The sequence below is a fragment of the Mesorhizobium sp. M0062 genome, assembly GCF_040323125.1.
Classification (GTDB): Bacteria; Pseudomonadota; Alphaproteobacteria; order Rhizobiales; family Rhizobiaceae; genus Mesorhizobium.
Genome location: NZ_JAMYUO010000020.1, coordinates 83,898 through 95,762, shown reverse-complemented (window position 1 = coordinate 95,762; position 11,865 = coordinate 83,898). Strand labels below are relative to the sequence as shown.

The 11,865-nt window shown below is 64.0% G+C and carries 11 protein-coding genes; 5 read left to right on the top strand and 6 right to left on the bottom strand.

What is annotated here, in order from left to right; all coding sequences use genetic code 11:
* Window positions 1–46 precede the first annotated feature (46 nt).
* Complete coding sequence (locus tag NKJ64_RS21965) at window positions 47–889, bottom strand: ABC transporter permease (RefSeq protein WP_023830126.1); 843 nt, start codon at window positions 887–889, stop codon at window positions 47–49.
* A 94-nt stretch (window positions 890–983) separates the two neighbouring features.
* On the bottom strand, window positions 984–2,048 hold the full coding sequence (locus NKJ64_RS21960; protein WP_023685711.1) for a polyamine ABC transporter substrate-binding protein: 1,065 nt from the start codon (window positions 2,046–2,048) through the stop codon (window positions 984–986).
* Between the two features lie 235 nt (window positions 2,049–2,283).
* Between NKJ64_RS21960 and NKJ64_RS21955 the strand changes: the two genes are divergently transcribed.
* From NKJ64_RS21955 to ggt, 5 genes are read left to right on the top strand one after another with little or no spacing between them, the layout of a single operon-like run.
* A complete protein-coding gene (locus NKJ64_RS21955) occupies window positions 2,284–3,222 on the top strand; it encodes a GntR family transcriptional regulator (protein WP_023685712.1) in 939 nt (312 codons plus the stop codon).
* Between the two features lie 10 nt (window positions 3,223–3,232).
* Window positions 3,233–4,516 carry a glycosyltransferase gene (locus NKJ64_RS21950; protein WP_023830125.1) on the top strand — a complete coding sequence of 428 codons (1,284 nt, stop codon included), beginning with the start codon at window positions 3,233–3,235 and terminating at the stop codon, window positions 4,514–4,516.
* Window positions 4,517–4,522: 6 nt separating this feature from the next.
* A complete protein-coding gene (locus NKJ64_RS21945) occupies window positions 4,523–5,905 on the top strand; it encodes a glutamine synthetase family protein (RefSeq protein ID WP_023830124.1) in 1,383 nt (460 codons plus the stop codon).
* Window positions 5,906–5,907: 2 nt separating this feature from the next.
* Complete coding sequence (locus tag NKJ64_RS21940) at window positions 5,908–7,209, top strand: NAD(P)/FAD-dependent oxidoreductase (RefSeq protein ID WP_031207726.1); 1,302 nt, start codon at window positions 5,908–5,910, stop codon at window positions 7,207–7,209.
* A gap of 35 nt (window positions 7,210–7,244) precedes the next feature.
* A complete protein-coding gene (gene ggt, locus NKJ64_RS21935; protein ID WP_352463300.1) occupies window positions 7,245–8,831 on the top strand; it encodes a gamma-glutamyltransferase in 1,587 nt (528 codons plus the stop codon).
* Window positions 8,832–8,853: 22 nt separating this feature from the next.
* On the opposite strand, the gene NKJ64_RS21930 is transcribed toward ggt, so the two are convergent.
* From NKJ64_RS21930 to NKJ64_RS21915, 4 genes are read right to left on the bottom strand one after another with little or no spacing between them, the layout of a single operon-like run.
* On the bottom strand, window positions 8,854–9,018 hold the full coding sequence (locus tag NKJ64_RS21930; RefSeq protein ID WP_023728593.1) for a hypothetical protein: 165 nt from the start codon (window positions 9,016–9,018) through the stop codon (window positions 8,854–8,856).
* Entirely contained in the window at window positions 9,015–10,070 is a 1,056-nt protein-coding gene (locus NKJ64_RS21925; protein ID WP_023830120.1) for an ABC transporter ATP-binding protein, read from the bottom strand. The genes NKJ64_RS21930 and NKJ64_RS21925 overlap by 4 nt, the downstream gene beginning before the upstream one ends.
* Before the next feature lie 11 nt (window positions 10,071–10,081).
* Window positions 10,082–10,915 carry a carbohydrate ABC transporter permease gene (locus NKJ64_RS21920; protein ID WP_023751730.1) on the bottom strand — a complete coding sequence of 278 codons (834 nt, stop codon included), beginning with the start codon at window positions 10,913–10,915 and terminating at the stop codon, window positions 10,082–10,084.
* A gap of 10 nt (window positions 10,916–10,925) precedes the next feature.
* Window positions 10,926–11,855 (bottom strand): carbohydrate ABC transporter permease, encoded by a 930-nt coding sequence (locus NKJ64_RS21915; protein ID WP_155923888.1) that lies wholly within the window; start codon window positions 11,853–11,855, stop codon window positions 10,926–10,928.
* Window positions 11,856–11,865: the final 10 nt, after the last annotated feature.

Genomic DNA, 11,865 nt, shown 5'->3' with positions numbered 1-11,865 from the left:
GCACCTTCTCCCCGTGGACGGGGAGAAGGCAAGAATTGCGCGGCGCTCAGCCATAGGCGTCACCCCTTGCCTCAGCCGCACGCCCCGCGGCGCGGTCGGCGGCGAGTGCCTGCGCCATCAGCACCAGAAGCATGATGGCGATCAGCGCCATCGCCAATGCCGCGCCAAACGGCCAGTCATTGGCGGTCAGGAACTGGTCGTAGACGAGGTTGCCGATCATCTGGAAGCGGCCGCCGCCAAGCAGCGCCGGGGTGACGAAATTGCCAATCGACAGCACGAAGACGAAGACGGCGCCCGCAGTGATGCCGGGCAGGGTCAGCGGCAGGATGACACGTCGGAAGGTGGTGGCGGCCGAAGCGCCGAGATCGCGCGATGCTTCGGCCAGTTCCGGGTTGAGGCGCGACAGCGGCGCGTAGCAGGCGAGGATAACAAAGGGCAGATAGTTGTAGACGAGGCCGGCGATGACCGCGCCTTCGGTATAGAGCATCGAGGGCGGTTCGCCGGTGTAGCCGAACCAGCGCAAGAGCTGGGTGATCAGCCCTTCGCGGTTCAGCAGCACGATCCAGGCATAGGTGCGGATCAGATAGTTGGACCAGAACGGCAGCACGGCGAAGAACAGGAAAATTGGCTGCCACCGGCGCGGTGCGGCGGCAATTGCATAGGCCGCGGCATAGCCGATCACGACTGCGATGAGCGTCGCGGTACCGGCGATACGTGCTGAGTTGAGGAAGATGCCGGCATAGAGCGGGTCGAAGACCAGCCCGAAATTCCCCAGCGTGAAGGTGTAGTCGATGCCGCCATAGACGCCGCGCCGGAAGAAGGCGAGCGCCAGCACCAGGGCGCATGGGATAACCATCAGCGCGGTCAGCCAGACCAGCGCCGGGGCCATCAGCAGAGAGGAACGAAGTCGGGTCTGGGACAATTTCTCGGGTACCGCTCAGGGCCGGCGGCAGAAGTGCTGCCGGCCGTGAAGTCTGCGCCGCTTACTGCGCGGCCTTGATCTCGCTGACGATCTTGGAATAGTCGCGCTGGGCTTCGCCGACGTCACGCAACTGCTCGAACTTGACGAGATCGGCCACCGGCATCGCCATGTTGGGGAATTTGGCCAGGAAGTCGGCCGGCAGGCTTTCCATCGCCGGCTTGTTCGGCACCTTGTAGTCGATGTTCTGCGCCGCCCAGGCGTGGTTCTTGGCGTCGAGCATGAAGTTGATGAACTTGAAGGCGTCGTCCTTGTGCTCGGACGCCTTCATCACCACCATCGTGTCGACCCACAGGTCCGAACCTTCTTTAGGGATGACGTATTTGATCTCCGGCTTGTCGGCGATGCCGTAATTGCACCAGCCGTCCCAGGCCTGCACCATCAGCGCCTCGCCGGAAACCAGCTTGGAATAGAAGGTGGTGTCGTCATAGGCGAGCAGGGTCTTCTTGGCGGAGATCAGGAGGTCCTTGACCTCGGCCATCTTGGCCGGGTCGGTCTCGTTGACCGAATAGCCCTTGTCGAGCTGCCCGGCGGCCAGCAGCCAGCGATCGGTCGCCAGCATGGTGGTCTTGCCCTTCATCTCGTCGGAAGGGGCGAGCAGGTCGCTCCAGCTCGTGGGCGCCGTCTTGACAAGGTCAGAGCGGTAGCAGAGGCCCGTCGTGCCCCAGGTGTAAGGCACGGAGAAAGCGTTGCCGACATCGTGCGGCAGCTTGGTCGCTTCGGGATAGAGGTTGGCGAGGTTGGGGATCTTGGCATGGTCGATCGGCTCGGTCAGGCCAAGCTTGTTTAATACTTCGGCGAAGGGCGAGGAGACGAAGACCACGTCATAGCCCTTGCCGCCGGCGGCAATCAGCTTGCCCATGATCTCTTCATTGGTGGCGTGCACCACCACTTCGCCGGCAACGCCGGTGGCGGTCTTGAAAGCGGCCATGGCGTCGGGTGCCATGTACCCATCCCAGTTCGAAATAACGAGGTCGGCTGCGGCAGCCGGCACCGAGAGCGTCAGGGCGAGACCGAGAGCGATTGAGGATGTATTGAGCGCACGGCGCCGCAGGCTGGTAGCGGTCATGGCAGTCTCCCATTCGGTTTGATCGTCGAAATCATTTGCCGGACCAAGGCCGGCGACGCGCGCGCCTGCCTCGATCCTGTTCCCTCGGTCTTTTCTCGCCGATTGTACCGACAGTACTATTGCAGAAAAAAGTACGTCAATCCATAATCTGTCAACCGACGGAGGAATTTGGCCGATTGTCCCTGTTCCGGCGATCAGCCAGACCAATGCGCCACATTCGCATTCGAGAAAAGTCATGCAAGCCGTAGCCAGACGACCTCGCACCAACCATCTCGATCTGGCGCAACGCATCCTGGATGTGGCGCGGCAGCGTGGCTTCGAGCCTGGCGCCCGCCTGCCCGAACAGCAGATCGCCTCGCTGTGCAATGTCTCGCGCACGCCCGTACGCGCGGCACTCGGCCTGCTCGCGGAACGGGGCGTGGTGCGCTGGGAGGCCGACAGCGGTTATCATCTGACGGTCGACCTCGCCGCCCAGCCCGCCATTGCCGCCGAACTACCCAGTGCGGAGGAAGACGAGCTCGCCGAAGCCATCCTGCGCGACCGCTCGGCGCGACGGTTGGACCAGACGGTGACCATCGCGGGGCTGATGCGACGCTACGACGCTGATCGCAAGACGGTACTAAAAGCACTTAACAAACTGACCGACGAGAATCTTCTGGATCGTGCGCCTGGGCAATCCTGGTTGTTTCGCCGCGCGCCGGACGATCCGGAGGCGCAAGGCGAAAGCTACGAGTTCCGCCTGGTGCTGGAGCCGGCGGCCATCCTGACGCCAGGCTTTCGGCTGGACGGGGCGCGGGCAGCAATGTTGCGGCAAGGCATGGAAGCGCTTGCAGCGCTGCCGGACGAGACATTCGACACGCGCGAGTTCCAGCGGCTGGACATGGATTTTCATGGCATGATCGCCGAGGGCTGCGCCAACCGTTTTGTGTCGGATGCATTGGCCGATCATCTCCGCCTGCGCCGGCTGCCGGGCATCTATTCCGGCGTCAACGTGTTTCGGCTGCGGCAATCGTTGCGCGAACACTCGGGCATACTCGACTATCTTGAAAGCCGGCAGTATGAGGTGGCTGCCGATCTGCTTCGCATCCACCTGCGGCTCTCCCGCAGCCAGCGACCGCAAGCAGCCAGCCGCGGAGCTCCCGCACTGTTCGGCATGATCAGCCGGCCGGATTGAAGAGGAATAATTGACGCGTAAAGCCAGCCCGACCATCGCGCTGTTTCCCGAAGCCAGTTTCGGCGCCGCGTTGAATTGCGTCGGTATCGCACAGGCATTGCGCGCACGGGGCGCTCGCCCCGTCTTCATCTGCCATGCCGGCTTCTCCGGCGTCTTTACCGACTATGGCTTCCAGGAATACCATCTGCCGACGGATGAGCCGCTGAGCGACAGCGACCGCCAGAGCTATTGGCAGGCCTTCGTGCGCCGGCACCTGCCGCATTTCCGGCTGAGCCCGATCGACCAGCTCGAGACCTATGTCGCGCCGACCTGGCAAGCGATCGTCGACACCGCCGTCAACGCCGAGGCGCCGCTGCGCCAATTGCTGGCGCGGCTGAAGCCGGACGCGGTGGTGCTCGACAACGTCATCATGTTCCCGGCGATCGCCGCCGCCGGCTGCCCGTGGGTGCGCGTCGTCTCCTGTGCCGAGACGGAACTGCCGGATGCCGAGGTGCCGCCCTATCTCTCGGGGATGGGTGCCGACGACCCGCAACGTACGGCGTTCGAAGCGCGCTATCTCGCGGCCTCCGCACCCGCGCATGAGCGCTTCAACCGTTTTCGTGCGGATGCCGGCTTGGCGCCGTTGCCCAAGGGCCTGTTCCTCGAGACATCACCCGACCTCAATCTGCTGCTGACGCCAGCGATCGTACGGCGTGAGCGGGCCGAGCCGCTCGACCCCAAACGCTTTGTCTATCTCGAAGGCTGCGTGCGTTCGGAAGGGCCATTCGAGGTGCCGGTGTTTCCGCGCAATGGCGGCCCGCTGGTCTATGTCAGCTTCGGCAGCCTCGGCGCGATGGATGTCGGGCTGATCGAGCGCATGCTCGCCGTCTTCGACAGGCTGCCGGCGCGCTTCATCGTCAATGCCGGCGGCCTGCGCGACGCCTATCGCGCGGTGCCGGACAATGTCTATCTCGACGCCTGGTTTCCGCAGCCTTCGGTGGTGGCGAAGTCGGACCTGTTCATCCACCATGGCGGCAACAACAGCTTTTGCGAGGCGCTGCGCTTCGGCGTGCCGTCGCTGATCATGCCCTATTGCTGGGACGGTCACGACAATGCGCAACGCGCGGGAGAGACGGGCGTGGGCGACCATATCGGCCGCGACGCCTGGACCGAAGGGGGATTGGAGAGAGCCATTCTCGGCCTGCTGGCCGACGATGCGATGCGCGCCCGCCTCAGGGACAATGCTGCCAAGATGGCGCTGACCCCTGGAACGGATGTGGCCGCGCAAGCCATACTCTCTCTCATAGGTACGTGAACCAAAATGCAGGACAAAAATACCAACACCGCTCTCTTCACCGGCAACGATCCCAAGGCCTGGCTCGCCCAGCACGGCATCACGGAGGTCGAGTGCCTGGTGCCCGACATGAATGGCGTGCTGCGCGGCAAGGCGCTGCCGACAGCAAAATTCCTCAAGGCGCTGGAAGACCGCGCACTTTACCTGCCGAGCAGCGCTTTCCTGGTCAGCATCGATGGCCGCTACTCCGGTTCGATCGACGAAGGCTTTGCCTATCAAGACCCGGATATGCGCATGGTGCCTGATATGTCGACGCTGTGCCTGGCGCCGGGCGGTGGCGCTGGCAAAGCCTATGTCTTCGCCGACGCCTTCCACATGGAAGGCAAGCCCTGGATGGCCTCGCCACGACATGTGCTGCGCGCCGTGCTCGATCTCTACCGGAAGCGCGGTTGGCGCGCGGTGGTGGCGCCGGAAGTCGAATTCTATCTGACCGCGCCCAATCCGAATCCCGACCAGCCGCTGACGGCACCGGTTGGCGCCAATGGCCGCGCCGAGGGCTCGCAGCATCCCTATGACATGGTGGCGCTGGAAGAATTCGAGCCGGTGATAAGGCGCGTCTATGATTATGCCGCAGCCGCCGGCCTGCCGGTCGACACGCTGATCCATGAATCGGGCACCGCGCAGCTGGAGATCAATCTGCTGCACGGCGACGCGGTGCCACTCGCCGACCAGGTGCTGCTGTTCAAGCGGCTGACTCGCCAAGCAGCGCAGCAGAGCGGCATGCACGCCACCTTCATGGCCAAGCCGATCGCCGCGCAGGCTGGCAGCTCGATGCATCTGCACATGTCTGTCGTCGATGAAACGACAGGCGCCGCGCTGTTTGCCGACAGAGATGATGCAGACACCGAAATGTTCGGCCATTTCATCGGCGGCCTGCAGAGATATGTGCCCGAGATCATGCCGCTGTTCGCACCCAACGTGAACTCGTTCCGCCGCATCCGGCCGAACCACAGCGCACCGGCCAACATCGAATGGTCGCATGACAACCGCTCTTGCGGCCTGCGCGTGCCGGCAGGTGGCCGCGCCGCCCGGCGGGTAGAGAACCGCTTGCCGGGAGCGGATTGCAATCCCTATCTGGCGATCGCCGGTTCGCTGCTTGCCGGCTATCTCGGCGTCGAGCAGAAGCTGGCGCGCTCGGCTGAGGCCTCGGGCAATGCCTACAAGATCAAAAGCACGCTGCCGAAAACGATGGAGGAGGCGCTTGATCGTTTCATTGCTTGCGAGCCGGTGCGGGCATTGCTCGGCGAGGATTTTTTCCAGACCTATCTGCGCGTCAAGAGCGTCGAACTCGACCTGTTCCAGAGCGTGGTGACGAGCTGGGAACGCGACCATTTGCTGCTGAAGGTGTGATCATGGCCTCCGGCTCAACGGGTTTCAATTCGAGCCTCGATATCGGCAATTCCTATTATGTCGCCACCGCCAATCCGGCGCCGGACCATCCGGCGCTGGTGGGAGATGTCGGCGCCGATCTGGTGGTGGTCGGTGGCGGCTGCACCGGCCTGTCGGCCGCCCTTCATGCCGCCGAGCGCGGCCTGAAGGTGGTGCTGCTCGAAGGCGGCAAGATCGGCTGGGGCGCGTCGGGCCGCAATGGCGGCCAGATGATCCCCGGCCTGCGCAAAGGCGCCAAGGGGCTGGTCAAGCTCTACGGCCCCGAGCGGGCGAAGGCGCTGTTCGACCTCGCCTTCGAGGCGCGGGGCCTGGTGCTCGACATCATCGAGCGCCACGCCATCGACTGCGATCTGCGGCTGACCGGCCATCTCGTCGGTGCCGTTAATGGCTCCGACCTCAGGGATCTCGAAGACGAGGCCAAATGCCTCGAGAGCGTGATGAAGTTCCGCGACGTCGAGATCCTGTCGGCGGCGCAGGCACGCGGCAAGGTGGACACGCCCTATCATGGCGCGATGTATGAGCCGCTCGGCGGCCATATGCATCCGCTGAACTACACGCTTGGCCTTGCCCATGCCGCCGTGGCGGCCGGTGTCGTCATCCACGAAAATTCCGTCGCGGTGAAGCTGGAGCGCGAGCCTTCGATCCGGGTCTCGACGGCGCAGGGGTCGGTAAGGGCCAAACATGTCGTGCTGGCCGGCGACGCGTTGCTGCATGGGCTGGAGCCGCGCGTCAACAGCCGCATCATGCCGGTCGGCAACTACATCGTCGCCACCGAACCGCTGGAGGGCAAACACAATGTCATCCCGGCCAATGTCGCGGTGTCCGACACGCGCTTCGTCGTCAACTACTACCGCATGTCGGCGGACGGTCGGCTGCTGTTCGGCGGCGGCGAGCGCTACACGCCATCGCCGCCGGCCGACATTGCCGGCTTCGTGCGGCCGCATATGGAGGCCACCTTCCCGCAACTGAAGGGCTGCCGCATCGATCATGCCTGGGGCGGCCTGGTGTCGGTGACCACGTCGCGGCTGCCGCATGTCGGGCACTATGGCGAGGTCTATTTCGCGCATGGCTATTCCGGCAAGGGCGTCATCCTGTCAACGCTGTCGGGCAAGCTCTTGGCCGAAGCGATTACGGGCGACGCCTCGCGGCTGGACCTGTTCTCGACGCTGACGCCGATGCCGTTCCCGGGCGGTACGGCGCTGCGGGGCCCGCTCTATGTGCTGGGGATGTTGTGGTACGCGATGCGCGACCGTATCAAGCATTGAGGTTAGTACCGGCGGGTGGATCATCGGAGGATTGCATGCGTGATTTTCAGTTCCCCGGCAGCTCGCCAGTTCGCGCGACAGAAGCGATGGCGGCGACATCGCATCCGCTGGCGACGCTGGCCGCCATCGACATGCTGCGCTCCGGCGGCAATGCCATGGATGCCGCTGTCTGCGCTGCGGCGGTGCAAGGCGTCGTCGAGCCGCAATCGACCGGCATCGGCGGCGACTGTTTTGTGCTCTACAGTCCCAAAGGCGAGGGCGATGTTCTCGCTTTCAACGGCTCGGGGCGTTCGCCCGCTGCGGCAAATGCCGAATGGTATCTGGAGCGGGGGCATAGCGAACTGCCTGCGGCCGGACCGCATGCCGTCACCATACCAGGCGCCATCGATGCATGGTGCCGGCTACTCGAGGACCACGGAAAAAAGGGCATCGACGCCGCGCTGGCGCCAGCCATTCGCTATGCCGAACAAGGCTATGTCGTTTATGATCGCGTCGCCTTCGACTGGGCCGACGAGGTCGCCCTGCTCTCAGCCGATGAACATGCCGCGCGCATCTTCCTGCCGGAGGGCAGGGCGCCGCAGGCGGGCGATCTGCACCGCCAACCGCAACTGGCGGAAACCTTGCGCGTCGTCTCGAGCCAAGGTCGCGCCGGCTTCTATGAAGGCGCGGTCGCCGAGGACCTGGTAGCGCGTCTTCGCGCGCTGGGCGGGCTGCATGCATTGGAGGATTTCGCCGAGACCCAAGGCGACTACGTCAAGTCAGTGAAGACATCCTATCGCGGCCACGACATCCACCAGATGCCGCCGAACAATCAGGGCATGACGGCGCTGATCATGCTCAATGTGCTTTCCGGCTTTGCGCTTAACTCGCTGGAGCCGAACAGCGCCGAGCGGCTGCATCTCGAGATCGAAGCCGGCCGGCTTGCCTATCAGGACCGCGACACTTTCATCGGCGACCAGGATTTCGTTGATGTCCCCGTCGAGAAACTGTTGTCGGCAGCGTATGCGGAGCGGCTGCGCGCCGCCATCGATCCGGCCCTCGCCATGACGCATCTGCCGCGGCTTGAGCTGTCGCGCAGCGACACCGTCTATATCTCCGTGGTCGACCGCGACCGCAATTCGGTCAGCTTCATCAACTCGACCTTCGGTTCCTTCGGCAGCGGCGTCGTCGGTCCCAAGACAGGCGTCGTGCTGCAGAATCGCGGCAGCAGTTTTCGCCTCACGGAAGGCCATCCAAATCGTATCGCGCCGCGAAAGCGACCGATGCACACCATCATGCCTGGCATGGCGACGCGAGGGGGTAAGGTGGTGATGCCGTTCGGGGTGATGGGCGGCGGCTACCAGCCGTTCGGCCATGTCCATCTGCTGACCAACATGATCGATTTCGGGATGGACCCGCAGCAGGCACTGGATGCGCCACGGGTGTTCTACAAGGACAATGCCGTGCTGGCCGAGCGCGGGATTCCGGCTGAGGCGATCGCCGGCCTGCGTCAGCGCGGCCATCAGGTTTCGATCGCCGAGGAGCCGCATGGCGGCGGCCAGTTGGTGCTGATCGATTGGGAAAAGGGCACGCTCACCGGTGCCTCCGATCCGCGCAAGGACGGTTGTGCGCTGGGCTACTGATCTGCGTTGCTGGAATGCGCATTCAGAACCAGATCAGCCAGACAAGCTGCAGGATTACCAGTGCAATGGCGTCCCAGAAGATGAGTTCCCCCATCGAGAACCAGCGCCGCGACAGGTTGAAGCTGTAGAACAGCCGCCAGACAAGTGCCGCGGCGGCCAGCGGCACCAAAGCGAGTAGCGAGCTCACGGCAGCCGCGCTCCCGAAACCGCATCGAACGTGTGCAGCGCTGCCGGCGGAAAGCGTAGATAAAGCGGCTGGCCGGGATCGAAAGCGCGATCGACATTCACTGTCCTGACGATCAGCGCGTTCGCCTCGCTCTTGGCGAAGATCAGCACGTCCGGCTCGACCGGTTCGACGACGTCGACGGCAAACTGGATGGCATCGCTTGCGGAGGCGTCGACCAGTTGGATCTGCTCGGGGCGAATGCCGAGCACGATGGGACCATCAGGCTTTCCCGGAAGCGGGCAAGTGAAACCGCTGGCGTGGAAGACGCCGGCGCGGACGTCACCATCGAACGTGTTCATCGCTGGACGGCCGATGAATTCGGCGATGAAGCGATTGGCCGGGCGCCGGTAGATCTCGCGCGGGTCGTCGTACTGGATCAGCGCGCCTTCGCGCAGCACCGCGACCCTGGTCGCCAGCGTCATCGCCTCTTCCTGGTCGTGGGTGACGAAGACGAAGGTCTTTTTCAGCTCGCGATGCAGCCGCTTCAGCTCGGTGCGCATGTGGAGCCGCAACAAGGCGTCGAGATTGGACAGCGGCTCATCCATCAGACAGAGGCTAGGCTGCCAGACCAGGGCGCGGGCCACAGCGACGCGCTGCGCCTGGCCGCCCGACAATTGCGAAGGGCGGCGGTCGAGGTAACGGGTGATTTCGAGCAGCTCGGCCATGGCGCGGACGCAGCGGTCGAGCACGGCGGCCGGCATTTTTCGGATGCGCAAGGGATAGGCGATGTTCTCGTAGACGCTCTTATGGCTGTAGAGCGCATAGTTCTGGAACACCATGCCCATGCCGCGCAGGCGCGGCGGCAGGTCGGTGACATCGCGACCCTCGACCATGATGCGCCCGGCGGTCGGCCGCTCCAGCCCGGCGAGCAGCCGGCAGGCTGTCGTCTTGCCCGAGCCGGAGGGCCCGAGCAGCACGAGGAATTCACCGGGCTCGAAAGCAAGGTCGAGCGCCTGCAGCGCCACCGTCCCATCGGGGAAAGCCTTGGTGACGCCGTCGAAAACAATTGCCATGCGAGATCCCTTCAACCCTTGACCGCGCCGAAGGTGAGGCCGCGGACGAGCTGTTTCTGGACAAGGAAAGTGAAAAGCACGATCGGCAGCGTCGCCACGATGGCGACCGCCGCGACTTGGCCCCATAGCGTGCCATGCGGCGTCACCAGCCCCGGTATGCCGACGGTCAGCGGCCGCCCGTCGAAGGCGACGAGGATGAAGGCGTAGAGGAACTCGTTCCATGACAGGATGAAGCAGAGCACGGCCGTCGCGCCGATGCCGGGCGCGGCCAGCGGTGCAACGACGAAGAAGAAGGCGCCGAGCCGCGAGCGGCCGTCCATCATCGCGGCCTCGTCGATCTCCCTGGGGATTTCGGCGAAGAAGCCGCGCATCATCCAGACGACGAGCGACAGGTTGAAGGAGGTGTGGGCGATCACAACGGCGTAGATGGTGTCGATCAGGCCCAGCGAGGTGAAGAACAGGAACAGCGGCACGGCGATTGAGATCGGCGGCGCCATGCGCGTGGTCAGGAAGAAGAAGAACAGGTCTTCCTTGCCGGGAAAATCCGAGCGGGCAAAGCCATAGGCCGCTGGCGCGCCGATGACGATGCAAAGTATGGTCGACGACACCGAGATCAGCACCGAATTGATCGCCAGCGGCCAGTATTCCTTGTCGATGAAGACCGCCGGATAGTTGGAGAACGTCGGCGTAAAAGCCCATTTTGGCACCGAGGACAACAGGTCGACGCGGTTCTTGAACGAGGCCAGCACCATCCAGACGTAGGGCGTCAAGGCCACCACGACAGCGACCAGCAGCACGGCCCAGGCAAAACTGCTCCAGGCGCGGTTGGTGGATTGATCGATCATCGCAGCGCCCTCAAAACGACGCCGCCTGCTTGCGGCTCGACCAGTAGACGGCCTTGTAAAAGACGGAGCACAGGATCAGCACGACGAGATAGATCATGAAGGCGACCGCGGCGCCGTAGCCGAGGTCCCAGTTGCGGAAGTTGACGCGGTAGGCGTAGATCGACACCAGTTCGGTCAGCGTTCCCGGACCGCCGCCGGTCATCAGGAAAACCTTGTCGAACTCCTTGAACGCGTCGATGCCGCGCAGCAATAGCACCAGCGCGATGACGGGCCGCAGCAGCGGCAGCATGACATCGCAAAAGATCTGAAACGGTTTTGCGCCATCCATCATCGCCGCCTCGAACGGCGCGCGCGGCAGGCTCATCATCCCGGCGAGCATGATCAGGGTGACGAAAGGCGTCCACTGCCAGACATCGATGGCGACGATGGTCGGAAACACCAGGTCGGGTGCCGAAAGCACCGCCGAATTCTGCGCAAGCAGGCCGACCTTGCGCATGTAGAAGGTGAGCATGCCGAAATCGCCCTGCAACAGCAGCCGCCAGATCAGCCCGACGGCGACCGGCGCGATCATCATCGGGATGAGCAGGAGTGTGGTGAGAAGCCGCTGGCTGGCGACGAAGCGGAAGATCAGGAAGGCCAGCGCAAAGCCGAGCAGGAATTCCAGGCCGACGGCGATGATGACGAATTTCAGCGTCAGCAGGAACGATGCCCAGAAGAATGGGTCGTTGCGCATCAGCTTGCGGAAATTGTCGAAACCGACGAAGGCGCCCGCATGGCTGGCGTCGGCGAAGCTGAGGTCGGTCAGCGCGGTGTAGACCATGTAGTAGAACGGGCCGACCAGGAAGACGACGACGAGCAGCGTCGCCGGCAGCATCAAGAGCGGCCCCACCCCACGGTCGAGAAGCGGCATTCCGCGCGGCGATGGAGTGCGGTTCGTCACGGGCGTTTCC

Bases quoted from the DNA above. Each gene is read 5' to 3' on its own strand.
- NKJ64_RS21965 (WP_023830126.1), bottom strand. From the start codon at position 889: ATGGCCCCGGCGCTGGTCTGGCTGACCGCGCTGATGGTTATCCCATGC.
- NKJ64_RS21960 (WP_023685711.1), bottom strand. From the start codon at position 2,048: ATGACCGCTACCAGCCTGCGGCGCCGTGCGCTCAATACATCCTCAATC.
- NKJ64_RS21955 (WP_023685712.1), top strand. From the start codon at position 2,284: ATGCAAGCCGTAGCCAGACGACCTCGCACCAACCATCTCGATCTGGCG.
- NKJ64_RS21945 (WP_023830124.1), top strand. From the start codon at position 4,523: ATGCAGGACAAAAATACCAACACCGCTCTCTTCACCGGCAACGATCCC.
- NKJ64_RS21940 (WP_031207726.1), top strand. From the start codon at position 5,908: ATGGCCTCCGGCTCAACGGGTTTCAATTCGAGCCTCGATATCGGCAAT.
- ggt (WP_352463300.1), top strand. From the start codon at position 7,245: ATGCGTGATTTTCAGTTCCCCGGCAGCTCGCCAGTTCGCGCGACAGAA.
- NKJ64_RS21925 (WP_023830120.1), bottom strand. From the start codon at position 10,070: ATGGCAATTGTTTTCGACGGCGTCACCAAGGCTTTCCCCGATGGGACG.
- NKJ64_RS21920 (WP_023751730.1), bottom strand. From the start codon at position 10,915: ATGATCGATCAATCCACCAACCGCGCCTGGAGCAGTTTTGCCTGGGCC.